This is a genomic window from Gordonia soli NBRC 108243 (assembly GCF_000334455.1).
Lineage (GTDB): Bacteria > Actinomycetota > Actinomycetes > Mycobacteriales > Mycobacteriaceae > Gordonia > Gordonia soli.
In genome coordinates this window covers 97,573-121,708 of sequence record NZ_BANX01000028.1, presented here as the reverse complement: position 1 = coordinate 121,708, position 24,136 = coordinate 97,573, and the positions used below count along the sequence as shown (strand labels likewise).

Below are 24,136 nucleotides of genomic sequence, written 5' to 3'. Positions count from 1 at the left end.
TCGACGAGAACCGGGGGACACGATGTACGGCAGGGACACGCTCGACGAGGATTTCACCGGCGGGCTCGACGAGTCGGTCTGGACACCCGCGTACCTACCGGGGTGGAGCTCGCGGGTCGACGCCCGCGCCGACCTCACCACCGGTCCCGACGGTCTAACGCTGAGAATCCCACCGGAGCATCCGATCTGGTGCGCCGATCAGCACGATCCACCCCTCCGCGTGTCAGCGGTCCAGTCCGGCAACTGGTCCGGTCCGCTCGGCTCGACCGCGGGCCAGCAGCCGTTCCGGCCAGGCCTACGCGTCCGTGAGGAGCAGTCCGCTCAGTGGGGCGTGACGCCGTTCCGAGGCCGTGTCGAGGTGACGTGCCGTGCGGAGCTCACGCCGGAGTCGATGTTCTCGGCCTGGCTGATCGGACTGGAGGACAGTCCGGCACGGTGCGGTGAGATCTGTGTGGTCGAGGTGTTCGGCTCGACGATGCGGACGGGCTCGACCGGGGAGCCCCTGGCGGCGGTGGGACGTGGGGTACATGCCTTCCGCGACCCGGCGTTGCAGGAGGAGTTCGCGGCGCCGGAGATCGCGATCGACGTGTCAGAAGTGCACACCTACTCGATCGACTGGTCGGCCGACGGGGTGGTCTTCGAGATCGACGGCCGACTGGTGCACACTACTGCACAGTCGCCGGAGTATCCGATGCAGTTGATCATCGCGGTGTTCGACTTCCCACCGGACGGCGCGCTCCGGGGTCCCGACGACCCCGTGCCCGCCGTTCACGTGAGCCGCGTCGTGGTGCGGCCCGATGTGCTTGCGTCCGTGGCCGACTGATCGGTGTCAGTCGGGGGCCGCGGCGAGGCGGCGGCCCAGCATCGCGAGGGTGTCGGTGAACTCCTCGCGGGACAACGGGAGATCGCCGCGCAGCCAGCGATCGAGCACCTCGGTGGTCCCGGCGACCATCAGCGTGGTGGCCATCATGCGGCGTGCATCGTCGGGATCGGCGTCGAGGACGTCCCGCATGAGGGCCGGGGTGAACTCGTCCACCAGGTGACGTCGACGGGCTTCCAGGGCGGCGCTGCCGGGGGCGGCGAGGAACAGTCGCGTCGCGCGTGGGTCGTCGGCGAGGGTGTGGACCAGCGTCGCGGCCGTGACGGCCACCCGATCGTCGGTGCTGCCGCCGTCGGCGAGTGCCGAGCGGAGCCGGGCGCCCATCGGCTCGAAGACCGAATCGAGTGCCGCGACCAGGATCTCGTCGCGATCTCGAAAACTCTCGTAGAAGTAGCGCTTCGACAGTCCGGCGTGGCCGGCGATCGCCTCGACGGTGGCGGCTGCGATTCCGGACTCGCTCACCACGTCGAGACTCGCGTCGATGAGCCGCTCGCGCCGCTCGCGCGTGCGGTCCTCGGCAGAGACCCCTCGGTAGGGCCGGACCACGGAAGCCATGTCGACATCTTGACACGGAAGCGTTCCTGATTGCATCCTGCAAAGTAGGAACGATTCCGTTCCTGATGTGTCGCGTGGTGGTCGCGCGACCCCGAACGGAGGGCCGATGTCCGCAGACGCTGCGCTGATGTCTCGATCGATGGTGTCGGGGAGGGCGATCCGACAACGGATCGCCGCGCTCGACCCCGTGCAGGACAACGAGGAGATCACTCACCTGAGCCTGGAGGTGCGCTATGGCGACGCGGTGTTCGCCCACGCGGCGTACACGGTGGCCTTCGCGCGGCAGATGGCGATCCCGTCCATCGCGCGCATCGTCCACCGCACCGGGACCGGAGACATGATGCACGACGTCCGCCGGCGGAACGACGACACCCTGTTGTTCTTCGGAGAGATACTGCGCCAGGGGCATTCGAGCGCGCACGGACGTTCGGTCATCGACCGGATGGAGGCCATCCACTCCCGGTTCGGCATCACCGACGCCGACAAGCTGTACACCCTCGCCTCGCTGGCCCTCGAGCCCGATCGCATCGCCGGGCAACTGGGTCTGGACATCTTCTCCGAGTCCGAGCGGATCGCCCGATTCCACTTCTGGCGCGCGGTCGGCGAGTACATGGGACTCGACGTACCCACCACCCGCGACGAATTCCTCTCGTGGACGCTCGATTACGAAGCGGGCTACGAGTACACCGACGGCGGTCGGGCAGTGGTGGACCAACTGTTCGTCGACTGGCGCTCCCGGTGGTTCCCGCGCCCCGTCGCCGGTCTGGCGGACCCGGTCCTGCTCGCACTGTTCGACTCCCGGCTGCGGCGGATGCACCACCTCCCCGATCCCGGTGCGTCCGCCACGCGGTCGGTGGCACGGATCGTGCGTGCCCAGCTCGCGCTCCAGGCCGCACGTCCACATCGTCCCCATCGATCCTGGTCGGATCACTTCGGCACCCGACATCCGCGCCCGCTCGACGTGCCGACTCTCGGCCATCGCACTCGCAGCGGCGCAGCCGGCCGAATCAGGACGGCGATCGGGGCACGAGGATGACCGAACAGATCATCAGCCGCGACCCGATGACCGACGACGTCGTCGCCACGGTCCCCGCGATGACGGCAGCGGAAGTCGATGCGGCGGTCGAGGTCGCCAGGTCGGCCGCCGACTGGTGGCGGGGTCTGGGGCACACCGGACGTCGAGCCCGTCTGATCGCCTGGCGGCGTCGTATGGCCGGCGACGCCGACGAACTCGTCGACCTGCTGCACCGGGAGAACGGGAAGCCGAGAGCCGATGCGGCACTGGAACTCCTGCTCAGCCTCGAGCACATCACGTGGACCGCAGCGAATGCGCGGTCGGTGTTGCGGACCGAGTGCAGGCGACCGGGTGTGCTCACCCTGAACTTCGGCGCGTCGGTCGACCGCGTGCCGATGGGCGTCGTCGGCGTGATCGGTCCGTGGAACTATCCGCTCTACACACCCAACGGCTCGGTCGCGACCGCGCTCGCGGCCGGCAACGTCGTCGTGCTGAAGCCCAGCGAGCACACCCCGGCGGTCGCGCGGTGGTACGTCGACGCCTTCGCCGCGGCGAATCCTGATGCGCCGCCCGGAGTCCTGACACTCGTGACCGGCGGACCGGAGACCGGCGCGGCACTGTGTCGTGCCCGCATCGACAAACTGGCCTTCACCGGATCGACGGCCACCGGCCGGAAGGTGATGGCGACGTGCGCCGAGACCCCGATCCCGGTGGTCCTCGAACTCGGCGGCAAGGACGCTGCCATCGTCGCCGCCGACGCCGACCTGGGTGCGGCGGCCGATGCCATCGCCTTCGGTGCGATGGGTAACGCCGGACAGACCTGTGTGGGGATAGAGCGCGTTTATGTCGAACGCGCCGTTCGTGATCGGTTCCTCGTGGAGCTGGGGCGTGCTCTGCAGGGGGTGCGCCCCGGCAACGGCCCGACCGACTCATACGGGCCGATGACCATGCGCGGTCAGATCGATGTGGTGCATCGACACGTCACCGCGGCCGTCGACGGCGGTGCACGGTTCGTCGTGGGCGGTGTCGGCAGCATCGGCGAGCGGACCATCGCACCTATCGTCGTGCTCGACCCACCACACTCGTCCGTCGCCGTGCAGGAGGAGACGTTCGGCCCCACGCTCACGGTGACCACCGTCGAATCGGTCGACGAGGCGGTGCGGCTGGCAAACGATGTGCGGTACGGACTCGCCGGGTCGGTGTTCGCCCGTCGGCGTCGGGCCGTCGCGATCGCACGACGACTCGACACCGGGCAGGTGTCGGTCAATTCGGTGCTGGGGTTCGCCGCCGTACCGTCGTTGCCGCTCGGTGGACGTGGCGACAGCGGATTCGGCCGGATCCACGGCCCGGAGGGCCTGCGGGAGTTCACCCGGCCGCGGGCGATCGCCGTCCAGCGGTTCCCGATCCCGGGCGTCCCCTTGCTGCGCTTACGGCGGCCGGCGTGGCTCGTCCGGGCTCTTCCACGGATCATCCGGCTCCTGCACGGCTAGGAGGAACCGGGAGCGGGCGCCGAGAAGTCGACCCCGAGGTCGGGTCGGCTGATCGGGTGAATCACCTTAGCTGCGGTAACCAAATCGGTGCCTGGAGAGATAGGCACGGTAGATGGACACAGCCGGGACCGAATCGTCCGAGGAGGACATCACGTGACACGCAATTACGCTGCTCGCCGCCACGTTCGCGCAAAGGTGATCGGCGCCGTCGGGTTCGCTGCGGTGGCTTGCACTTCTGCATTGCCGGCTGCCGCCTCGGCATCGCCGACGCTGACGCCACTGTGCACCATCACCTATCCGGATCCCGGCCATCCGACGCTGCCCGAGCGGAGTGCAGTCAGTACGTCATCAGCCGGTACGGGGGCCACCACCTTCACCTTCCACACCCTGTCGACGACACAGACCCCATACAGCCAGTATGCCTCGGTGACCTGGGCCAACCTGAGTACCGGCCGCACCGGGGGCGGCTGGGACACACGCGTCGAGACCGCGATCTCACGTGGACTCTTCACGGTCACGCTGCCGGTCCAGACCGTCGGGGCCGGACGGATCGCAGTGGTGGCATCGGTCAGTAACACAGCTGCCAACGGCTGGCAGTCCAATCTCGACTGCAGCGCCGAGTACACCGCGCACTAGCCACCGCGGCCGCCTCTGTAGTCGCCGGAAGTCGAGTGCGCGAACCTCTGGGCGACCATCAGTCGCGGTGGACATCCGGTGATCGGGGTCTGCTCCACCCTTGATTCGGCACACCCGCACCGCGTTCGAACATGTGTTCTATGCTGAGGTGTGGGCTGGGATCAAGGGCCGCCGACCTGGTCGGAGATGGAACGGGTGCTCTCGGGACGGGCGCCGGCAGGTGGCCGCCCGGGTGAGTTCTTCGGCCCGGGGGACGGCGGCGACAGTCCGGCCTGGTCGCGCAAGCGGGGTGAGTACCGCGCCGACGACGGCGTGATCCGTGGCCGTTCGTCGGTCGCCTACGCCGAACTGCACGCGCACAGTTCCTACAGCTTCCTCGACGGGGCGTCGATGCCCGAGGAGATGGTGGAGGAGGCCCAACGGCTGGGGTTGCGTGCGCTGGCACTCACCGACCACGACGGCTTCTACGGCCTGGTCCGGTTCGCAGAGGCGGCCCGGGGATTCGCGATGCCGACGGTGTTCGGGGCGGAACTCTCGCTGGAACCGGACGTGGCCCGCACCGGCGTCCCGGACCCGGCAGGTGAGCACCTGCTGGTCCTGGCGCGCGGCGGTGAGGGCTACCGTCGGCTCTCCCGGACCATCGCCGACGCGCACATGGTGGCAGGGGAGAAAGGACTGCTGCGCTACGACCGGGACCGACTCCCCGATCTGGCCGGCGGACATTGGTTGATCCTCACCGGCTGTCGCAAGGGTTCGGTGCGGCGGGCGCTCGATCGGGGTGGTGTCGATGCCGCCGCGCTCGCCGTCGCCGACCTGGTCGCTCGATTCGGTGGGGACAACGTGGCCGTCGAGTTGACAGCGCACGGGCTGCCCGACGACGACGAGCGCAACGCGGCGCTGGCCGCGGCCGCCGCCGCGCACGGCGTCCGGACCGTCGCCACCACCGGAGCGCACTTCGCCGGTCCGCATCGTCGACGCCTGGCCATGGCGATGGCAGCCGTCCGCGCCCGCACCGACATCGACACCATCGAAGGGTGGCTGCCGGGAGTCGGTGGGGCGCATCTGCGCAGCGGCGACGAGATGGCCCGGTTGTTGCCCGGTCATCGGGATGCGATATCCACCGCGGTCGAGCTGGCGCAGGAGTGCGCCTTCGAACTCGGACTCATCGCCCCCCAACTGCCGCCGTTCGACGTACCCACCGGACACACCGAGATCTCTTGGCTGCGTGAACTGACGATGACCCGCGCCGTCCGCCGCTACGGTGCCCCGGGGGCACATCCGCAGGCCTATCGGCAGATCGAGCACGAACTGGCGATCATCGAGTCGCTGAACTTCCCCGGGTACTTCCTCGTGGTCGCCGACATCGTCGACTTCTGCAAGCGCAACGACATACTGTGCCAGGGCCGGGGGAGCGCGGCGAACTCGGCGGTCTGTTACGCCCTCGGCGTCACCAACGTCGATCCGGTCGCGAACGCGCTGCTCTTCGAGCGGTTCCTGTCGCCGGAGCGGGACGGACCGCCGGACATCGACGTCGACATCGAATCCGATCGCCGGGAGGAGGCGATCCAGTACGTCTACCGGCGGTACGGCCGGGACTTCAGCGCGCAGGTCGCCAACGTCATCACCTATCGCGGCAAGTCGTCGATCCGCGACATGGCGAGGGCACTCGGTTATGCCATCGGTCAGCAGGACGCATGGAGCAAGATGCCGCAGGAGGCTCCCGACGACGTCACCGATCTGGCCGCCCAACTCCTCGGCACACCACGGCATCTCGGCATCCACTCCGGCGGCATGGTGATCTGCGACCGGCCCATCGCCGATGTCTGCCCCACGGAGTGGGCCCGGATGGAGAACCGCAGTGTGCTGCAGTGGGACAAGGACGACTGCGCGGCGATCGGGCTGGTGAAGTTCGACCTGCTGGGGCTCGGCATGCTGTCGGCGCTGCACTATGCGATCGATCTGGTCGCCGAGCACAAAGGGTTGCACGTCGACCTCGCGACCCTGGATCTCGGCGAGAAGGCGGTATACGACATGCTGTGTCGCGCCGACTCGGTCGGGGTGTTCCAGGTCGAGTCACGCGCGCAGATGGCGACCCTGCCCCGGCTCAAACCGCGCACCTTCTACGACCTCGTGGTGGAAGTGGCGCTCATCCGTCCCGGTCCGATCCAGGGTGGTTCGGTGCATCCGTACATCAAGCGGCGCAACGGTATCGAGAAGGCGACCGTCGAGCACCCGTCCATGCGCACGGCGCTCGATCGCACCCTGGGCGTGCCGCTCTTCCAGGAACAGCTCATGCAATTGGCCGTGGACGTGGCGGGATTCGATGCCGCCGGCGCCGATCAGCTGCGCCGGGCGATGGGATCCAAGCGGTCGCCGGAAAAGATGGAACAACTCAAGCTCCGCTTCTACGAGGGGATGGAGCGCAAGCATGGGATCACCGGCGACGTCGCCGACCGGATCTACGAGAAGTTGGCCGCGTTCGCGAACTTCGGCTTCCCGGAGAGTCACTCACAGAGTTTCGCCTCGCTGGTCTTCTACTCGTCGTGGTTCAAGCTGCATCATCCCGCGGCGTTCTGCGCTGCGCTGCTGCGCGCACAGCCGATGGGTTTCTACTCGCCGCAGACGTTGGTCGCCGATGCCCGACGACACGGCGTCTCGGTGCATCGACCCGACATCAACCTGTCGGTGGTGCACGCGACGTTGGAGAACGAGGGCCTCGACGTGCGGCTGGGGCTGTCGGGTGTCCGGGGGATCGGAGACGACGTCGCCGAACGGATCGTCACGTGCCGTGCCGCCGGCGGCGAGTACACCGGCATCGTCGACCTCTCCCGACGGGCTGAGCTGACCGTCCGGCAGATCGAGGGCCTCGCGGGTGCAGGTGCCTTCGACGCCTTCGGGGTGAGTCGGCGACAAGCGCTGTGGGAGGCCGGTGCCGCCGCCGAGGTGCGCGCGGATCAGCTGGAGCTGCAACCGGTGTCGGGTGCACCGACCCTGCCCGGCCTCTCCGACCTGGAACTCGCCGCCACCGATGCCTGGGCCACCGGTATCACCCCGACGTCGTACCCCACCCAGTTCCTCCGCCCGCGACTGGATGCGATGGGCGTGCAGGTGGCCGACAGCCTGTTGTCGGTGCCCGACGGCTCCCGAGTGGTGGTCGCCGGCGCGGTGACCCACCGTCAGCGGCCCGCCACCGCGTCCGGGGTGACGTTCATGAACCTCGAGGACGAGACGGGGATGGTCAACGTGGTGTGTTCCGTGGGTCTGTGGACCCGACAACGTCAGCTGGCCCAGACCGCCTCCGCGCTGGTGGTCCGCGGTCGAGTGCAGAACGCGGAGGGGGCGGTCACCGTGGTGGCCGAGCGGCTCGAGCGACTCGACCTGCGGGTCGGTACCAAGTCGCGGGACTTCCGGTAGAGGGTGCGAGCATTCATTCATGACCGCTGGACTGCAGGAATACCTCGGCGCGCGGATGCATTCTCGCGACGAAGTCTTGACGAAGCCCTGTCCGGTCCCGGACGGGCCCGGGGTATACGGATGGTGGTTCGATACTGTGCCGGCTTCTGACATCGACGCCGTCGGCTGTCAGCACCGCGGTGGTGCCTGGCTCCTCTACGCGGGAATCAGTCCCAGTAAGCCACCGGTCAATGGCAAGCCTGCCAGTGTGCAGACCATCCGCAACCACTACAAAGGCAATGCCGCAACATCCACTTTGCGGCTTTCCTTGGGGTGTCTGCTGGCTGCGGAGCTCGGGCTCCAGCTACGCCGTACGGGTTCTGGCACGAAGATGCATTTCCATACCGGTGAGGCTGCTCTGTCTGAATGGATGGCGGCCCACGCGCGTGTGGCGTGGGTCCAGCACACGGAGCCGTGGACTTTGGAGGACGAGCTGATCGAAGTTCTCGACCTCCCGCTGAATCTGATGGGTAACTCCGAGAATCCGTACCACCGAAACCTGAGTGCCGCACGAAAGGCAGCCAAACGGGTCGCGGCCGGTCTTCCGATCGTGTCGAATCGGAGCTGATCAGACCGCGCCGTCGAACCCCTGCTGTCGCCATGCCTCGTAGATGGCGATGCTCGCCGCGTTCGCGAGGTTGTGCGACCGGCGTCCGGCCAACATCGGGATGCGGATGCGCTCGGTGATCTCCGGCCGCGCCAGCACCTCGTCCGAGAGGCCGGTCGGCTCCGGGCCGAACAGCAGCACGTCGCCCGGCCGGTACTCGACGTCGGAGTGGAAGCGCGTCGCATGTGCGGTGAACGCGTAGACGCGGGCCGGCGCCACCGATGTCAGGGCAGCATCGAGATCGGGATGAACTGTGACCGTGGCCATCTCGTGGTAGTCGAGTCCGGCGCGTTTCACCTGCGCATCGGACATGCCGAAGCCGAGGGGCTCGATGAGGTGGAGTTCGCAGCCGGTGTTGGCGGCCAGCCGGATCGCGTTGCCCGTGTTGGGTGGGATGCGCGGCTCGAAGAACATGATGCGGAACATGACCCGGTCAGCTTAGCGGGCACGCCGGTGACGGCCCGCCGGCAGTTCGAGGTCGTGGACGCGGGCTTTCTGTGTGCACGCGGGTGTCACGTCATCCGCGTCGGGGTGGTGGCCCCGCGTCGAAGGTCCGTGGTGGGTGGCTGAGGTCGGTCGGCTGTCGGCGGGCGGGAGCCGGTCGGATCATGTACCGGGCCGATCATGTACCGGTTGAGGACGCCCCTCAGCCGGACCCGACCCCGCGCACCACCAGGGCGGTTAATTCGTCGACCCAGATGGCGTCGACGGCGGCGTCGGGCCGGACCAGAAGTCGGAACATCGTCGCCCCGATCACGGTCTCGAGCAGCACGTCGTCGCCGACGGCCGCTCGCTGGTCGGTCTCGTCGTGGGCCTGCGTCGTGAAGATGTCGCCGAAGCGGGCCATCACACGTGCGTGCAATTCGCGATCGGCGGTCATGTCGGCGATGAGGCCGGGGAGGGCGGCGAGCACCTCGGGCGTGGCCAGTAGGTCGCGAGCGATCTCGACGCGCCGACGGACGTCGGACTCGACGTCGCCGGTGGGCGGCGGCACCGTGCCGACGACTGTCGGCGGGAACACCGCGTCGTGGACGACCTCGGCCTTTCCCGACCATCGGCGGTAGATCGCGGCGGTGGTGGTCCCGGCACGGTCGGCGATCGCTGCCAGCGAGAGCGAGGGATAGCCGACCTGCACGACCAGTTCACGGGCTGCGTCCAGGATCGCGGCGTCGATGCGGCGATCGCGAGGGCGCCCGGTCGGTGCGGTCGCAGACCCCGGGGAGCGCACCCCGTCGGGGGTGGATTTCGGCAAAACGCTGTCGGTCGTCACAACACCTGCTTCCATAACGACACGTATCGTATCGAAAGTACCGAGGATGTGCACCGTGGCGACCGAACCGTCCATCGAACACCCCACCCGACTGCAACATTCGAGTCGGGACACCGCGGCCCTGCCGAGCGTCCTGTCGGAATGGTTGTCGACCCGACTGCCGGGCGGGGTGACACCGGAGATCACCGTCGAGAGCGGCATCGACGCCAACGGCATGTCGTCGGAGACACTCGTCCTCACCGGTCGGTGGACGGAGGGAGGCGCCGACGTCGAGCAGCGTTGGGTCGCCCGCGTCGCGCCGACCGTCGAGGACGTGCCGGTCTTCGAGACCTATCGGATGGATCACCAGTTCGAGGTGATCCGGCTGGTCGGCGAGCTCACCGACGTCCCGGTCCCCGCCACGCGCTGGATCGACGCCGACGGCACCCTGCTGGGAGTCCCGTTCTTCCTGATGGACTTCGTCGACGGCATCGTGCCGCCCGACGTGATGCCGTACACGTTCGGCGACAACTGGTTCGCCGATGCACCGGCCACGCGGCGACGCGCGCTCCAGGACGAGACCGTCGAGATCATCGCTGCGCTGCATGCCATCCCGGACGCGACCGAGACCTTCGCGTTCCTGTCCGACGCGGAGCCGGCCGGGACGACCCCACTCGGGCGGCGCCTGCGCTGGCTGCAGGACTGGTACGCCTTCTCGACACCCGACCTCGGTGGCTCCGCGCTGGTGGAGCGTGCGCTCGCCTGGCTGGAGGCCAACTTCCCCGGCGACGCCGCCGACCTCGACACCGTGCTCAGTTGGGGTGATGCCCGGATGGGCAACGTCCTCTACGACGAGTTCCGCCCGGTCGCCGTGCTCGACTGGGAGATGGCCGCCCTGGGGCCGCGGGAACTGGACGTTGCCTGGATCATCTTCGCCCATCGCGTCTTCCAGGATCTGGCCGAGATGGCCGGGCTGCCCGGACTGCCCGACGTGCTCCGTGAGCAGGACGTGCGTACGGCATATCGTGCGGCAGGTGGCGCCGAACTCAGCGATCTGCGCTGGTACTACGTGTACTCGGCGGTGATCTGGTGCCTGGTCTTCATGCGCACCGGTGCGCGGCGGGTGCGGTTCGGCGAACTCGAGAAGCCCGACGACATCGAATCCCTCTTCTACCATCGCCAGTCGCTGGAGAATCTGCTGAACGGAGACGCCTGACATGCTCGGACCGCTCGACGAGTTCCCGATCCACCAGACCGCCCAACCGGTGGGACTGCCCGCCACCTCCGACCGCAATTTTTACGACCGCTCCTACTTCAACCTCCTCGACCGCGAGGGCGACACGATGCTGATCACCGGCATCGGGTACTACCCGCGTCTGGGCGTCAAGGACGCGTATGTGCTTATCCGTCAAGAAAATTCGCAAACGGCACTCCACCTGTCGGATGCCATCGACGCGAATCGGCTCGATCAGCGGGTCGGCGCATATCGAGTGGAAGTCGTCGAGCCCCTGCACAAGCTCCGGATCGTGCTCGAGGAGACCGAGGGCATCGCCATGGACGTCACGTGGGAGGGGCTGTTCCCGGCGGTCCGCGAACACCCGCATGTCATGACCAGTGCTCGGCGAGTGACGTTGGATGCGTGCCGGTTCGCGCAGGTCGGGGCATGGTCGGGAACCGTGGAGGTCGACGGTGAGTCGATCGCGGTGACGCCGGACCGCTGGATGGGGAGTCGGGACCGGTCCTGGGGCATCCGGCCCATCGGTGAGGCCGAGCCCGCCGGGCGCCCGGAGGATCCGCCGTTCGAGGGCATGTGGTGGCTGTACCTTCCGATCGCCTTCGAGGACAACTGGATCATGATCATCGTGCAGGAGGAGCCGACCGGGATCCGAACGATGTTCGACTGCACCAGGTTCTGGCGCGACGGTCGCGTGGACCCGCTCACCACGGTCGATGCGACCATCGACTACCGCCCCGGCACCCGCATCCCGACCGGAGCCCACGTCGACGTGGTCACACGCAGCGGCGAGCGACTCACCCTGGAGGTCGAATCGCGACAGTTCGCACCGATCGCACTGGGTGGTGGTTACGGCGGCGATTCGCAGTGGGCCCACGGCTCATGGAAGGGCGAGGGCTTCACCGAGCGGGTCACCCACGACATGACCGATCCGGCTGTGCTGGCGACCACGCCGTTCAGCATGATCGACCATTCCGGTCACTTCGTGTTGACCGACGGAGACGGCGTGCGGCACGAAGGCCATGGGTTGTTCGAGCACGGAGCGCTGGGCCGCCACGACCCGTCGGGGTTCTCCGACTGGTTCACCCTGGCGCCCTGACCGGTTCGACCCAGCTGAATACTGCGCACCCGGATTCTGACCAGACGAACCGGGCCGACGACCGTGCCCTCACAGGTCGAGAGAGGTGTTGGCGCCGCACAGCACGATGCACAGCGTGCTGCCGGGAGCCGGGGTGACCCGACCGGTCAGGACCGCGGCCACGGCAGCAGCGGTGCCGTGTTCGACGACCACCCGCAGGTTCTCCCACAGGCGCCGTCGGGCCTCGATGAGGTCGGCGTCGTCGACGACGACGGAATCGACCTCGCGGTCGGCGACGGAAGCCCAGCAGATGTCGCCGACCCTGGTGGCGCCCAGCGAATCCGACGCGATGCTGTCCAGCGTGACGTCGACCGGCGCGCCGGTGCGGCGCGCCTGGTCGAAGCATGACGCGCCACGCGGTTCCACGCCGACCAGACGATCGCCGGCACGGAGGGTGGCCGCGAGGCCCGCGAGCAGACCGCCGCCGCCGACGCAGGCGACCGTCGTGAGTGGCCCCTCGACGTCGTCGGCGAGTTCGAGGCCGATGGTCCCGGCACCGGCCGCCACCGGGATCTGGTCGTACGCGTGCAGCAGCAGCGCGCCGGTCTCGGTCGCCAGTCGGGAAGCGGCATCGGCCGCCTGCTGATAGTGGTCACCGATCTGGTGGACGGTCGCACCGAGTCGGCGCAGGGAGTCGATCTTGACCGGCGGAGCGGTCTCGGGCACCACCACGGTGGCCTCGGTGCCGGCCAGACGCGCGGCCCAGGCCGCGCCGATGGCGGCGTTGCCGCCCGAGGCGACCAGCACGCCCGCGTCGCCGAGCCGACCGTCGGCGCGTGCGGACAGGATCGCGTTCAGGCTGCCGCGTGCCTTGAAACACCCGCCGAACTGGGTGAATTCGTGCTTGAGGACCACCTCGATGGGGCCCGACGGCACTTCGACGGACAACCGTTGGGTGGGGGTGCGACGGACGAGGCCGTCGATCCGTCGGGCAGCCTCGCGGATCTGCCCGGACTCCAGGCGGTGTGGATCGCTCACAGCTCGCACGCTACCGCTCGTCCCCATATCGGATCCCGGATGGAACAATGACGGTGTGACCGCAACTCGACTCGATGGCAAGGCGACCCGCGACGAGATCTTCACCGATCTCGCGGAACGGGTCGCGAAGCTGCGCGCCGCGGGCGTGGTCCCCGGACTCGGCACTGTTCTGGTCGGGGACGATCCCGGATCGCAGTCCTACGTACGCGGTAAGCACGCCGACTGCGCGAAGATCGGCGTCTCCTCGATCCGCAAGGACCTCCCCGCGGATGCGACCACCGAGGAACTGAACGCGGCCATCGACGAGCTCAACGCCGATCCGGCCTGCACCGGCTACATCGTGCAGTTGCCGCTGCCCCGTCACCTCGACGAGAACGCTGCACTGGAGCGCATCGACCCGGAGAAGGACGCCGACGGTCTGCACCCGATCAACCTCGGCCGTCTGGTCCTGGGGAAGGAGTCGACACTCCCGTGCACGCCGCGGGGTGTCATCCACCTGCTGCGGCGGTACGACATCCCGATCGCCGGCGCCCATGTGACAGTTGTCGGCCGCGGCGTCACGATCGGCCGGCCCATCGGACTGCTGCTCACCCGGCGAAGCGAGAACGCAACCGTCACCCTGTGTCATACCGGCACCCGTGACCTGGCCGCCGAGGTCGCTCGCGCCGACATCGTGGTCGCTGCGGCCGGGGTGCCGCACCTGATCACCGCCGACATGGTCAAGCCCGGGGCCGCGGTCATCGACGTCGGCGTCAGCCGCACCGACGACGGCCTCACCGGAGATGTGGCGCCCGACGTCTGGGAGGTCGCCGGGCATGTCTCACCCAACCCCGGTGGTGTCGGCCCGCTCACACGAGCGTTCCTGCTGGTCAACGTGGTGGAGCGTGCAGAAGCGCAACTCGCGGAGGCGGCCGGGTGACCTCCGGCGGGATCGAACCGCGGACCGAGCGTCTGCGGCGCGCCCGACACCTGCGTGCCTACCTGGTGCAGGTTCCCTACCTGCTGGTTCTGTTGGCCGGGCTGGTCGCGGCAGTGCTGGTGTTGTTCGATCGCTGGCGCCGCGGGGCTTTCGTGTTCGGTTCCGCATTACTTCTAGCATCACTTCTCCGGGCCCTCATACCGACGTCTCGCGCGGGTCTTCTGCAGGTGAGAGGTCGTTTCTTCGATGTGGTGGCCACCGCTGCGGTGGGCGCGACCATCCTCTGGTTGGCCACGTCGATCGATCCTTTGGGCACAGATTGATTACAATAGAGACACACGCGTGACCTGAGGTCGATCCATGCTGGTCGGACCCGGTTGCGCCGACCGATTTCCGACACGCCCGAAGGGCACCCGGTGCTGCCGGGCGCAGACGACAGCGGGGGAACGTATCACTACGACGATCACCGAGGACACGACAACTCCAGGCGGGTCGACGTCTCTTGGCGTATCTGCAGGCGGTGGAATGATCCACTACGTCCTGCTGACGCGCGACGACTCGGGCCGCAACGTCGTGGACACCCGGGTCATCGACGTGGACCGCAGTGACGGACTCGACACCGCCGGCCGCGTCAACGCAGGCATCGACCTGATGCTCGGCGCGGCACGCGACGGCGGGCTGTCGGTCGGGCCCATCGGTGTCTCCTCACGGACCGGACCACAGCGGCGTGAACTCCGCTCCCGCGGGTCGGGACCCCGACGCCAGATCCACCTGGTCGACGAGGATGCCGCCATCGTGGAGTACCTGTCGTCGACCGGTCAGATCGACCGGTTCGGTTCCGTGGTCGTCGTCGACTGCGGCGACACCGGCATGTCCGTCTTCACCGTCGACCCGGCGACCAAGCGCATCAGCGATGTCCAGCGCTCCAAGGTGCTCAGCGGGCAACAACTCGACCGCGCGATCGTGCGGTGGCTGGCAGTGGACGAGACCGTCGGCGAGGGCGGTCTGCGGACCCGTCAGCAACGCACCGCGCTGCTGAGCGTGTGCCGCACCGCCAAAGAAGAGCTGGCGAACGCCGGCACCGGCGATGCCGAATCGATCCTGCTGGCCGACGGCGCCGGGCGGGTGAGCCTCACGGCCGCCACCGTCGAGAGCGCTGCTGCGCCGATGGTCGCCGAGGCCCGCACACTGCTGGAGCACTACGTCGGCGATGCCCGCGCTCGTGGTGGCCGGCCGCCCGAGGCCGTCGTCTTCGTCGGCGGTCTGGCGAACCTGCCGATCGTCGGCAGCATGGCGGGGACGTCCTTCGGTGAGGTCGTGCGGCCGGAGTCGCCGGAACTGGCCGCCGCGACCGGCGCCGCGATCCTGGCTCGGGCCTCTGCAGGTCTGACCACACGCCTGGCGTTCATCGGTGGCCGCCGCCCCCGCCAGTGGCTGTCGGCGGCACCGCTCGCCGTCGTCGGTGCGATCCTGGCTGCCGCACTGATGACCGTCTACGCGGTCAGCTCGTCGTTGACCGGTCAGTCGGGTCCCGCGCCGTCGCCGGCGCCGACATCGGTGGCCACCAGTGAGGCGACCGCCGAGCAGGAGTCGAGCTCCCAACCGGCCGTTGCCACGACGGTGGCCCCGCCGACGACCGAGTTGCCCGACGTTCAGCTGCCGGTGCCGACGACGGTTGCCCCGGCGCCGCGCACCGAACAGCGCTGGAACGACTCGCCGGGATGGGCGACCACTGAACTGCCGCCCTCGACGCCGCCGACGACCGACACCAAGACGTTGTCCCCGTACCCGCTACCGGCGATTCCGTGGCCGGAAGGCCAACCGGCACCGACCATTCCGCGTGGCTGGCTACCGGAGGGCTGGGCGCCCCCGACGACGACGGCTCCGCAGACCCCGCGCCCGCCGCAGCTCTCGCCGACGCGCGAGCAGGCCCCGGGTGGTCAGGCACAGAACGGCCAGGCTCAGAGTGGCCAGGCACCGGAGGGTCGATCGGCGGCTCCGCGCGCCCCCGAGGCGCGAGCCCCGCAGACCTCGACGTCGGGAGCCGGCGTACCGTCGGTGCCCGCACCGCGATAGACCGCGCTGCCTCAGATCGCCGATCCCCGTCCGTGGGTGGTCGGGTCGGGTCAGCCGCGCGCGAGTTCGACGGTGCGCTTGAGCAATTCGCTGATCGCGTCGAATTCGGTGAGGAATCCGTCGTGACCGCGGTCGGATCGGATGACCTGCAGTCCGCCGACGCAGTTCCCGAGCGACTCGGCGATCTCGACCTGTAACCGCAACGGGTACAGGCGATCCGAATCGATCCCGCCCACGACCACCGGAACCGTGCACCCGGCGAGGGCGGCCTCGATGCCGCCGCGTCCGCGTCCGACGTCGTGGTTGTTGAGCACCTTGCTGAGTACGACGTAACTGCTCGCGTCGAAGCGCCCGACCAGCTTGTCGGCCTGATGCTCGAGGTAGCTCTGGACGGCGTACCGTCCGCCGTCCAGCGGATTCTCGTCCCCCTGCGCCGAATTGGCGAAACGGTCGTCGAGTTCGACCTCACCCCGATAGGTGAGATGGGCTATGCGGCGGGCGATCCGGAGCCCGGCGGTGGGTGCCGAGCCGGAGTCGTGGTAGTCGCCGCCCTGCCAGTCGGGATCCGAGGTGATGGCTGCGATCTGGGTGGTCTGGGTGCCGATCTGGTCGCCGGTTGCGCGTGCACCCACGGCCAGCACCAGCGCGCTCCGCACGCGGTCGGGGTACTCGATGACCCACTCGAGTGCGCGGGCCCCTCCCATCGACCCGCCGAGCACGGCGCCGACCACGGCGATGCCGAGGCGGTCCATCAGGGCCACCTCGGCACGCACCTGGTCGAGAACGGTGATCTCGGGGAATCGCGAACCCCAGGCGTGTCCGTCGGGGTGCGGCGATGCCGGACCCGTCGAACCTCGGCAGCCGCCGAGGACGTTCGCCGAGATGACACACCACTCGTCGGTGTCGATCGGGGCGCCCGGACCGATCAGACCGTCCCACCAGCCGGGGGTGGGTTGATCGTCGGTCGCGGGCCCGGTGACGTGCGAGTCACCGGTCAACGCGTGCAGAGTCACGATGACGTTGTCGCGAGACGGCGACAACGTCCCCCAGCGCTGGAACGCCAGGGTGACGTCGTCGATGGTCTGGCCGCTGTCGAGTGCGATCGACCCGACCGAGACACTCGTCATCTGTCCGTCCGGGATGGTCTCCCAGTCGGAGCCGGAGGCCTCGGTCTGCGGGTCGACGTTCACCGACATTGATCACTCACGCGTGTGTACCTCGTACTCCCTAGGCCGTCCCGGCAGCGGCGAAGCCCTGCTCCAGGTCGGCGAGGATGTCCTCGATGCCCTCGATGCCGACCGCGAGACGGACCAGCCCCGGGGTGACGCCCGCGGCCAGCTGCTCCTCCGGGGTGAGCTGGCTGTGGGTGGTCGACGCGGGATGGATGACCAGCGATCGCACGTCGCCGATGTTGGCGACGTGGCTGTGCAGGGTCAGTGCATCGACGAAGCGCTTGCCCGCGTCGACGCCACCGGTGATCTCGAAGGCGACGATCGCGCCCTGGCCCTTGGGCGCCAGTTCCTGACCGCGGGTGTACCACGGCGAGGACTTGAGCCCCGCGTAGGCGACCGACTCGACCAGCGAGTGGCTCTCGAGGAAGGCCGCGACGCGCTGTGCATTGGCGACGTGGCGTTCGATGCGCAGGCTCAGCGTCTCGAGTCCCTGCGAGAGCAGGAACGCGTTGAACGGCGAGATGGCTGCACCGGTGTCACGCAGCCACTGCACCCGCGCCTTGAGCGCGAACGCCGGCGCACCGAGGTCGGCGAAGACCGCCCCGTGGTAGCTGGGGTCCGCGGTGGTGAAGCCGGGGAACAGGTCCTTGCCGTCGCGCTGCACGCGCCAGTCGAAGGTCCCGCCGTCGACGATGACGCCGCCGATGGCGGTGCCGTGGCCACCGATGTACTTGGTGGCCGAATGCACGACGATGTCGGCACCGTGGGCGAGCGGACTGATCAGATAGGGGGTCGCGACCGTGTTGTCGACGATCAGCGGCACACCGTTGCGGTGCGCGACCTCGGAGATGCCCTTGATGTCGAGGATCTCGTTGTTCGGGTTCGAGATCGTCTCACCGAAGAACGCGCGGGTGTTCTCCTTGGTCGCGGCCTGCCACGACTCGGGGCTCTCGGGGTCCTCGACGAACGAGACCTCGATGCCGAGCTTCGGCAGGGTGTAGTGGAAGAGGTTGAACGTGCCGCCGTAGAGGCGGGGGCTCGACACCACGTGACCACCGGTCTCGACGATGTTGAGGATCGCGTAGGTCTCGGCGGCCTGCCCCGACGCGACCAGGAGTGCGGCGACACCGCCCTCGAGGGCAGCGATGCGCTGCTCGACGGCATCCTGCGTCGGGTTCATGATCCGGGTGTAGATGTTGCCGGGCTCGGCGAGGCCGAAGAGGTCGGCCGCGTGTTGCGTGTCGTTGAAGACGTACGACGTGGTCTGGTACACGGGCAGCGCACGCGCGTTGGTCGCGGTGTCGGCGTTCTGGCCGGCGTGGATCTGCTTGGTCTCGAAGCTCCAGAGATCTACTGGATTGGCTTCGGTGGTCCCGTCGGTGCTTGCGTCAGACATGACGATTGATCACTTTCTCGGTCGGCAGGGACGACATCCCTGGATCTGGGGCCCGACCTTCGGACCCGCGCTTGCCGGGGAGGAACGCGAACGCACCCCCACAACCTGGTCATCACCCGGAGCACCCCACCGCGGTTGGAGGGTTGCCGTTCAGCAAGCCGGGGCTTGACGCTGACACTCATGACCTGGCGACAAGGATATAACACGGGTTCAAACGACTGGGAACCCTCCTGATCCGACCGATCGGAACCTTGTGCGCGACACGGTAGGACGGCGTTTCGCGGCGGTCTCCGCGCCGTGTGTCGGGACACGTCGGGGCCGACTCGGCGGTCGTCGCATGACGACCGCCGAACCGGCCCTGTTCGGTACGCCCGGTGGTGGTGCCGGCTATCCGGCCACGAAGTCCAGTAGCGCGGGGGTCACGATCTCGGCATGGGTGATGCCGATGCCGGGCGGGGGCCAGCTCCTGCGGCTCCCAGGACGCGCCGTCGAGTGGGAAGCCGTGGATGAGCACCAGTGGTCGGCCGGAGCCGCGATCGGTGAAGTGGATGTCGACGGGATGGTCGTTCTCGGAGCCGACGGTGACGAATGGCATCGGATCGTTCCTCTATTACTGCTGATCGGACAACGGTTCGACCGGTTCGACGCCGACCGCACACGTATCTGTTCGATCGCGGATGCGCTCGCGGTGGTCGGCGACCGCTGGTCGTTGCTCGTGGTCCGCGAGGTCGCCGGGGAGCGCACCGATGCGAAGGCATCCGCGATCGCACCGGCGCGCCGCGCCAGGTCCTCACCTCACGACTGCGCAAACTCGAGGACGCGGGCGTCCTCGAGCGGACTCCCTATCGAGAGCGCCCACTGCGCCATGAGTACGTGCTCACCGACGCCGGGCGCGACCTCTTCCCGGCGCTCGCCACCCGGCGTACCTGGGGGCAACGGCACGCCACCGGCGACTGAGCCTCGTCGACCGGCAATTCGTCCGCCCCGGGCGGCGCCGACACCGACCGGGGCCCGGCCGACGCCTCCCGAGAAACGCCCGCCGGGGCCTTCACCTCGGTGATCGCCTGTGAACGAAGTCACCGGTACATCCGGGAAGGGAGCGGGAGTTGGACCGGTTGAGGAGCAGGTGTCCTCGAGCCCTGCCCCCAGTGACCTGACCGCCACCGAGTCCCGGATCCACACGTCGGCGACACCCGACGCTGCCTCGACATCGCCGGGGGCGCCGGTGTCGGGTCGGGTCCGTCGCCGCGCGATCATCGCGCTCGGGCTGGGCGGCTTCGGCATCGGCACCACCGAGTTCGTGGCGATGGGCCTGCTGCCCAACATCGCCGACACCCTGCGCATCACCGAACCCACGGCGGGCCACGTCATCAGCGCGTATGCCCTGGGCGTCGTGGTCGGCGCCCCGCTCATCGCGGCACTCACCGCACGGATGTCGCGACGCACCCTACTGATCGGACTGATGGTCGCGTTCACCGTCGGCAACCTCGCCACCGTGTTCGCCCCGACGTATGGCTGGCTGATGGCGGCGCGGTTCGTCGCCGGACTGCCGCACGGTGCCTACTTCGGTGTCGCCGCATTGGTCGCGGCGCATCTGGCCGGGCCCCGCGGCCGGGCAAAGGCGGTCGGGCAGGTGATGCTCGGTCTCTCGGTCGCCAATGTCGCGGGCGTGCCGGTCGCGACGATGCTGGGCGAGACCTTCGGATGGCGGATCGCCTTCGCGCTGGTGGTCGTCATCGGAGTGCTGACCATCGGCGCGCTGTTCCGCAGTCTCCCGGCGCTCGCCGACATGCGGGTGACCAACCCGGTCACCGAGCTCGGGGCACTCACCCGCCCACAGGTGCTGCTCACCCTGCTCATCGGTGTCGTCGGCGGCGGCGGGATGTTCGCGTTCTACACCTACCTCAACACGGCGCTCACCTCGCTCAGCGGCGCATCGGTGTCCGTCGTGCCGATCGCGTTGATGCTCTTCGGGATCGGTATGGTGGTCGGTGCTCTCGTCGGTGGCGCTGCCGCAGACCGCAGCGTGGGCGGAGCCATCCTCGGTGCCCTCACTGCGACGGCGATCACCCTGGCCGCCTTCTCGGTGCTCGTCGGAAGCCTGTGGGCCGCACTGGCACTCACCTTTGTCGTCGGCGTCACCGGTACCGCGCTGGTGCCGGCGTTGCAGACCCGACTGATGGACGTCGCCGAGGACGCCCAGACCCTGGCAGCCGCGCTGAACCACTCGGCTCTCAACGCCGCGAACGCCACCGGGGCCTGGCTGGGCGGTGTGGTGATCGCCGCCGGTTACGGCTATTCGGCCCCCTCGCTGCTGGGTGCGGGTCTCGCCCTCGGCGGGATCGTCGTACTCGGCGTCGCGGTGGTCACCCGCCGTCGACGCGCCGCCTAGCCCGAAAACGTAGAAGGAGTTCCCGGAAACCGGGAACTCCTTCTACGAAATCGCGGGGTGTCAGGTCACTCGACGTCCGGCGGGCGCGCGACCAGCTGCGCGGTGTAGAGCTGTTCTCCCAGACGATCGATCAGCTCCAGCTGTGTCTCGAGGTAGTCGATGTGGTGTTCCTCGTCGGCCAGGATGGTCTCGAACAGCTTCGCCGAGGTGATGTCGCCCTTGCTGCGGCACAACGCGATCCCGGGGCGGAGGCGTTCGACGACCTCGACCTCGATGGCCAGATCGGATTCGAACTGCTCGCGCAGCGTCTGACCGATCCGCAGGGGGAGCAGCTTCTGGTAGTTCGGCAGGCCCTCCAGGAAGAGGATTCGGTCGGTGAGGATCTCCGCGTGGGTCATCTCCTCGATCGACTCGGCGCGGCTCTTGGCCGCCAGCTCGGTCAGTCCCCAGTTCGCCTGCATCTTCGAGTGCAGGAAGTACTGATTGATCGCCGTCAGCTCGCTGGTGAGCTGATCGTTGAGGAGTGCGATCACTTCGTCGTCGCCGCGCATGCCAGACCTCCGTTCGCCGCTGCGGCGAACCGTAACACGCAGAAATGACCCCGCGCCGGGTTTGGCGTGAGGTGGTTCTTCGGTCGTGTCGGTCAGGCAGCGGTCGTGGCGGTACTGGTCCTCTCGGTGATGATCTCGCAGAGTCGCTCGATGCAGGTGCCGCATCCTTCGCCAGCGCCACAGCGTTCGCCGATCGCATCCGGCGTCTCGGCGCCGTCGTCGAAGTGCTGGTGCACCTCGGCCTCGGTCACCGCGCGGCAGATACAGACGAACATGGCTTCACCTCATCAAAACGATTAGGTAAGGGTTACATAAACGTCTGCCGATGTGCAAGGGTTGGCTAACCTCCGCCGCGACCCGATGACGGCAGCTGATCGTGTCGGCAGGCGCCCCTATGATGACCAACCGTGTCCTTCGCCATCACCACCGTGAACGTGAACGGGATCCGAGCCGCCGTCAAACATCGCTCATCCACCAACCGGGGGCTGGTGCCCTGGTTGGCCGGCGCCGAGGCCGACATCGTGCTGCTCCAGGAGATCCGGGCCGACGAGGACCAGGCGCGCGACGCCCTCGCGCCGGTTCTCGACGACGGCTGGCATCTCGTGATGACCGAGTCGGTCGTCAAGGGCCACGCCGGAGTCGGGATCCTCAGCCGGCAGGCGGCGACTGCGCACCGTGTGGGCTTCGGCAGCGCCGAGTTCGACGGCGCCGGCCGCTATCTCGAAGCAGACTTCGACATCGACGGCCGGCAGGTGACGGCGGCCAGCCTCTACCTCCCCAAGGGTGCCGCCGAGACCGACGACCCCAAAGACGTCGCGAAGTTCGCCGAGAAGAAGCGCTTCCTCGACGAGTTCGGCGATCATCTGACCACCCTCGCCCGACGCCGACGCGCGGTCGCGGTCGGCGGCGACTGGAACATCGCGCCCGCCGAGGCCGACATCAAGAACTGGAAGGGCAACCGGAAGAGTCCGGGCTTCCTACCGCACGAGCGCGAGTGGGTCGACGATCTGCTGAGGTCACGAGGCTGGTCGGACGTGGTCCGCGATCTGCACCCCGACCAGTCCGGTCCCTACAGCTGGTGGTCCTGGCGCGGCAAGGCCTTCGACAACGACTCCGGATGGCGCATCGACTACCAGCTGGCCAACCGGCGGTTGGCCGAGCAGGCGACGCGTGCCTACGTCGATCGCGCAGACGCCTACGATCTGCGCTGGTCCGATCACGCGCCGGTCACCGTCGTCTACGGGTGATCATCGACGCACCGACGCTGACGTCGGGTGGCACCGGTTGTCTGAGAGACTGATCCGATGAGCAGTGACGTTCCGGGCACGGGTGGCGCACAGCGCAGCCGGGTCCTGTCGGGCATCCAGCCCACCAGCAATTCGTTCCACCTCGGCAACTACCTCGGCGCGGTGCGGCAGTGGGTCGACCTGCAGGACGATTTCGACGCGTTCTACTTCATCCCCGACATGCATGCGATCACGGTGTCGTACGAGCCGAAGGAGCTACGCGAGCGGACCCGACGCAGTGTGGCCCAGTTGCTGGCGGTCGGGGTGGATCCCGAGCGCGCGACGATCTACGTCCAGTCGCACGTCCCCGAGATCGCACAGCTGACCTGGGTCCTGTCCTGCATCACCGGTTTCGGTGAGGCCAGCCGGATGACGCAGTTCAAGGACAAGTCGGCGCGGCAGGGCACCGACGCCGCTGGCGTCGGATTGTTCACCTATCCGATCCTGATGGCCGCCGACATCCTCGCCTTCGAGATCGACCGGGTGCCCGTCGGCGAAGACCAGCGGCAGCATCTCGAGCTGACCCGCGACCTCGCGCAACGCTTCAACACCCGCTTCGGCGCGACGTTCACGGTGCCGCAGCCGCACATCGTGAAGGAGTTCGCCAAGATCTACGACCTCCAGAACCCGACAGCGAAGATGAGCAAGTCGGCGGCCTCCGACAGCGGCCTGATCAACCTTCTCGACGAGCCGAAACGGTCGGCCAAGAAGATCCGATCCGCCGTCACCGACACCGGTCGCGCGATCATCTTCGACCCGGTCGAGAAGCCGGGCGTCAGCAATCTGCTCACGATCCAGGCCGCTCTGCGCGGCGTCCAGGTGGACGAGTTGGTTTCCGCCTACGCCGGAAAGGGGTATGGCGATCTCAAGGTCGACACCGCCGAGGTGCTGACCGAGTTCGTGACCCCGCTGCGAGGTCGGGTCGCCGAACTGACCGAGGACCCCGGCTACATCGACTCGATCCTCGCCGCCGGTGCCGAACGGGCGCGTGGCGTCGCCGCCGCGACGTTGGCGACGGTGTATGACAGAGTCGGGTTCCTGGCCCCAGCCTGAGGAGATCAGGAGCGGGACGAGCCCGGGACCCGAGGTGACCGGGACCCGAAGCGAGA

General features: G+C 68.3%; 23 protein-coding genes and 1 riboswitch. Of the genes, 15 read left to right on the top strand and 8 right to left on the bottom strand.

All coding sequences use genetic code 11. The features are described 5' to 3' along the window. Positions 1–22: 22 nt before the first annotated feature. A complete protein-coding gene (locus GS4_RS18380) occupies positions 23–823 on the top strand; it encodes a glycoside hydrolase family 16 protein (protein WP_007623319.1) in 801 nt (266 codons plus the stop codon). 6 nt (positions 824–829) lie between these two features. On the opposite strand, the gene GS4_RS18375 is transcribed toward GS4_RS18380, so the two are convergent. After that, on the bottom strand, positions 830–1,435 hold the full coding sequence (locus GS4_RS18375) for a TetR/AcrR family transcriptional regulator (RefSeq protein WP_007623317.1): 606 nt from the start codon (positions 1,433–1,435) through the stop codon (positions 830–832). Positions 1,436–1,541: 106 nt separating this feature from the next. Between GS4_RS18375 and GS4_RS18370 the strand changes: the two genes are divergently transcribed. The 5 genes from GS4_RS18370 to GS4_RS18350 all read left to right on the top strand — a co-directional run bounded on the left by GS4_RS18370 (position 1,542) and on the right by GS4_RS18350 (position 8,597). Continuing rightward, positions 1,542–2,471 carry an oxygenase MpaB family protein gene (locus GS4_RS18370; protein WP_007623316.1) on the top strand — a complete coding sequence of 310 codons (930 nt, stop codon included), beginning with the start codon at positions 1,542–1,544 and terminating at the stop codon, positions 2,469–2,471. Then, complete coding sequence (locus GS4_RS18365; RefSeq protein WP_007623314.1) at positions 2,468–3,940, top strand: aldehyde dehydrogenase family protein; 1,473 nt, start codon at positions 2,468–2,470, stop codon at positions 3,938–3,940. Before GS4_RS18370 ends, GS4_RS18365 begins: the two co-directional genes overlap by 4 nt. Before the next feature lie 153 nt (positions 3,941–4,093). Then, positions 4,094–4,576 (top strand): hypothetical protein, encoded by a 483-nt coding sequence (locus tag GS4_RS18360; protein WP_007623312.1) that lies wholly within the window; start codon positions 4,094–4,096, stop codon positions 4,574–4,576. Between the two features lie 150 nt (positions 4,577–4,726). Then, the gene (locus tag GS4_RS18355; RefSeq protein ID WP_040511010.1) at positions 4,727–7,990 is read left to right on the top strand and encodes an error-prone DNA polymerase; all 3,264 of its coding nucleotides are present in this window, start codon (positions 4,727–4,729) and stop codon (positions 7,988–7,990) included. Between the two features lie 19 nt (positions 7,991–8,009). Then, the gene (locus tag GS4_RS18350) at positions 8,010–8,597 is read left to right on the top strand and encodes a GIY-YIG nuclease family protein (RefSeq protein WP_007623308.1); all 588 of its coding nucleotides are present in this window, start codon (positions 8,010–8,012) and stop codon (positions 8,595–8,597) included. On the opposite strand, the gene GS4_RS18345 is transcribed toward GS4_RS18350, so the two are convergent. Beyond that, positions 8,598–9,062, bottom strand: a complete 465-nt coding sequence (locus GS4_RS18345; RefSeq protein ID WP_007623306.1) for a tRNA (cytidine(34)-2'-O)-methyltransferase — start codon at positions 9,060–9,062, stop codon at positions 8,598–8,600. Between the two features lie 220 nt (positions 9,063–9,282). After that, positions 9,283–9,921: a TetR/AcrR family transcriptional regulator gene (locus GS4_RS18340; RefSeq protein WP_007623301.1), complete on the bottom strand. Its 639-nt coding sequence runs from the start codon at positions 9,919–9,921 to the stop codon at positions 9,283–9,285. Positions 9,922–9,961: 40 nt separating this feature from the next. Here GS4_RS18340 and GS4_RS18335 point away from each other — a divergent pair, with 40 nt between their 5' ends. Both GS4_RS18335 and GS4_RS18330 read left to right on the top strand, forming a co-directional pair. Next, the gene (locus tag GS4_RS18335) at positions 9,962–11,101 is read left to right on the top strand and encodes a phosphotransferase family protein (protein ID WP_040511051.1); all 1,140 of its coding nucleotides are present in this window, start codon (positions 9,962–9,964) and stop codon (positions 11,099–11,101) included. A 1-nt stretch (position 11,102) separates the two neighbouring features. Further along, complete coding sequence (locus GS4_RS18330) at positions 11,103–12,218, top strand: Rv3169 family protein (RefSeq protein ID WP_007623297.1); 1,116 nt, start codon at positions 11,103–11,105, stop codon at positions 12,216–12,218. Positions 12,219–12,287: 69 nt separating this feature from the next. On the opposite strand, the gene GS4_RS18325 is transcribed toward GS4_RS18330, so the two are convergent. Next, complete coding sequence (locus tag GS4_RS18325; RefSeq protein ID WP_007623295.1) at positions 12,288–13,235, bottom strand: serine/threonine dehydratase; 948 nt, start codon at positions 13,233–13,235, stop codon at positions 12,288–12,290. Positions 13,236–13,290: 55 nt separating this feature from the next. Here GS4_RS18325 and GS4_RS18320 point away from each other — a divergent pair, with 55 nt between their 5' ends. The 3 genes from GS4_RS18320 (at position 13,291) to GS4_RS18310 (ending at position 16,230) form a co-directional block, all read left to right on the top strand. Further along, a complete protein-coding gene (locus GS4_RS18320) occupies positions 13,291–14,154 on the top strand; it encodes a bifunctional methylenetetrahydrofolate dehydrogenase/methenyltetrahydrofolate cyclohydrolase (RefSeq protein WP_007623293.1) in 864 nt (287 codons plus the stop codon). After that, positions 14,151–14,477 carry a DUF3017 domain-containing protein gene (locus GS4_RS18315; protein ID WP_007623292.1) on the top strand — a complete coding sequence of 109 codons (327 nt, stop codon included), beginning with the start codon at positions 14,151–14,153 and terminating at the stop codon, positions 14,475–14,477. The genes GS4_RS18320 and GS4_RS18315 overlap by 4 nt, the downstream gene beginning before the upstream one ends. A gap of 202 nt (positions 14,478–14,679) precedes the next feature. After that, positions 14,680–16,230, top strand: coding sequence for an Hsp70 family protein (locus GS4_RS18310; protein ID WP_007623291.1), 1,551 nt, complete (start codon positions 14,680–14,682; stop codon positions 16,228–16,230). Between the two features lie 50 nt (positions 16,231–16,280). Here GS4_RS18310 and metX read toward each other — a convergent pair whose 3' ends face one another. Continuing rightward, on the bottom strand, positions 16,281–17,426 hold the full coding sequence (gene metX / locus GS4_RS18305; protein WP_007623290.1) for a homoserine O-acetyltransferase MetX: 1,146 nt from the start codon (positions 17,424–17,426) through the stop codon (positions 16,281–16,283). Positions 17,427–17,457: 31 nt separating this feature from the next. Next, the gene (locus GS4_RS18300; RefSeq protein ID WP_007623289.1) at positions 17,458–18,798 is read right to left on the bottom strand and encodes a bifunctional o-acetylhomoserine/o-acetylserine sulfhydrylase; all 1,341 of its coding nucleotides are present in this window, start codon (positions 18,796–18,798) and stop codon (positions 17,458–17,460) included. A 62-nt stretch (positions 18,799–18,860) separates the two neighbouring features. After that, positions 18,861–18,984: riboswitch (SAM riboswitch) on the bottom strand. A gap of 402 nt (positions 18,985–19,386) precedes the next feature. Between GS4_RS18300 and GS4_RS26415 the strand changes: the two genes are divergently transcribed. Together GS4_RS26415 and GS4_RS18290 are read left to right on the top strand one after the other, a co-directional pair. Further along, positions 19,387–19,755: a winged helix-turn-helix transcriptional regulator gene (locus tag GS4_RS26415; RefSeq protein WP_007623287.1), complete on the top strand. Its 369-nt coding sequence runs from the start codon at positions 19,387–19,389 to the stop codon at positions 19,753–19,755. 169 nt (positions 19,756–19,924) lie between these two features. Next, a complete protein-coding gene (locus GS4_RS18290) occupies positions 19,925–21,190 on the top strand; it encodes an MFS transporter (RefSeq protein ID WP_007623285.1) in 1,266 nt (421 codons plus the stop codon). 65 nt (positions 21,191–21,255) lie between these two features. Here the strand turns inward: GS4_RS18290 and bfr are convergent, their stop codons facing one another. Then, on the bottom strand, positions 21,256–21,741 hold the full coding sequence (bfr, locus tag GS4_RS18285; RefSeq protein WP_007623283.1) for a bacterioferritin: 486 nt from the start codon (positions 21,739–21,741) through the stop codon (positions 21,256–21,258). A gap of 92 nt (positions 21,742–21,833) precedes the next feature. After that, positions 21,834–22,016: a (2Fe-2S)-binding protein gene (locus GS4_RS18280; protein ID WP_007623281.1), complete on the bottom strand. Its 183-nt coding sequence runs from the start codon at positions 22,014–22,016 to the stop codon at positions 21,834–21,836. A gap of 132 nt (positions 22,017–22,148) precedes the next feature. On the opposite strand from GS4_RS18280, the gene GS4_RS18275 reads away from it, so the two are divergent. Further along, positions 22,149–22,988 (top strand): exodeoxyribonuclease III, encoded by an 840-nt coding sequence (locus GS4_RS18275; RefSeq protein ID WP_007623279.1) that lies wholly within the window; start codon positions 22,149–22,151, stop codon positions 22,986–22,988. A gap of 57 nt (positions 22,989–23,045) precedes the next feature. Next, positions 23,046–24,080 (top strand): tryptophan--tRNA ligase, encoded by a 1,035-nt coding sequence (gene trpS, locus GS4_RS18270; protein WP_007623277.1) that lies wholly within the window; start codon positions 23,046–23,048, stop codon positions 24,078–24,080. Positions 24,081–24,136 lie beyond the last annotated feature (56 nt).

Bases quoted from the DNA above. Each gene is read 5' to 3' on its own strand.
- GS4_RS18380 (WP_007623319.1), top strand. From the start codon at position 23: ATGTACGGCAGGGACACGCTCGACGAGGATTTCACCGGCGGGCTCGAC.
- GS4_RS18375 (WP_007623317.1), bottom strand. From the start codon at position 1,435: ATGGCTTCCGTGGTCCGGCCCTACCGAGGGGTCTCTGCCGAGGACCGC.
- GS4_RS18370 (WP_007623316.1), top strand. From the start codon at position 1,542: ATGTCCGCAGACGCTGCGCTGATGTCTCGATCGATGGTGTCGGGGAGG.
- GS4_RS18365 (WP_007623314.1), top strand. From the start codon at position 2,468: ATGACCGAACAGATCATCAGCCGCGACCCGATGACCGACGACGTCGTC.
- GS4_RS18350 (WP_007623308.1), top strand. From the start codon at position 8,010: ATGACCGCTGGACTGCAGGAATACCTCGGCGCGCGGATGCATTCTCGC.
- GS4_RS18345 (WP_007623306.1), bottom strand. From the start codon at position 9,062: ATGTTCCGCATCATGTTCTTCGAGCCGCGCATCCCACCCAACACGGGC.
- GS4_RS18340 (WP_007623301.1), bottom strand. From the start codon at position 9,921: ATGGAAGCAGGTGTTGTGACGACCGACAGCGTTTTGCCGAAATCCACC.
- GS4_RS18330 (WP_007623297.1), top strand. From the start codon at position 11,103: ATGCTCGGACCGCTCGACGAGTTCCCGATCCACCAGACCGCCCAACCG.
- GS4_RS18310 (WP_007623291.1), top strand. From the start codon at position 14,680: ATGATCCACTACGTCCTGCTGACGCGCGACGACTCGGGCCGCAACGTC.
- metX (WP_007623290.1), bottom strand. From the start codon at position 17,426: ATGTCGGTGAACGTCGACCCGCAGACCGAGGCCTCCGGCTCCGACTGG.
- GS4_RS18300 (WP_007623289.1), bottom strand. From the start codon at position 18,798: ATGTCTGACGCAAGCACCGACGGGACCACCGAAGCCAATCCAGTAGAT.
- GS4_RS26415 (WP_007623287.1), top strand. From the start codon at position 19,387: ATGGCATCGGATCGTTCCTCTATTACTGCTGATCGGACAACGGTTCGA.
- bfr (WP_007623283.1), bottom strand. From the start codon at position 21,741: ATGCGCGGCGACGACGAAGTGATCGCACTCCTCAACGATCAGCTCACC.
- GS4_RS18280 (WP_007623281.1), bottom strand. From the start codon at position 22,016: ATGTTCGTCTGTATCTGCCGCGCGGTGACCGAGGCCGAGGTGCACCAG.
- trpS (WP_007623277.1), top strand. From the start codon at position 23,046: ATGAGCAGTGACGTTCCGGGCACGGGTGGCGCACAGCGCAGCCGGGTC.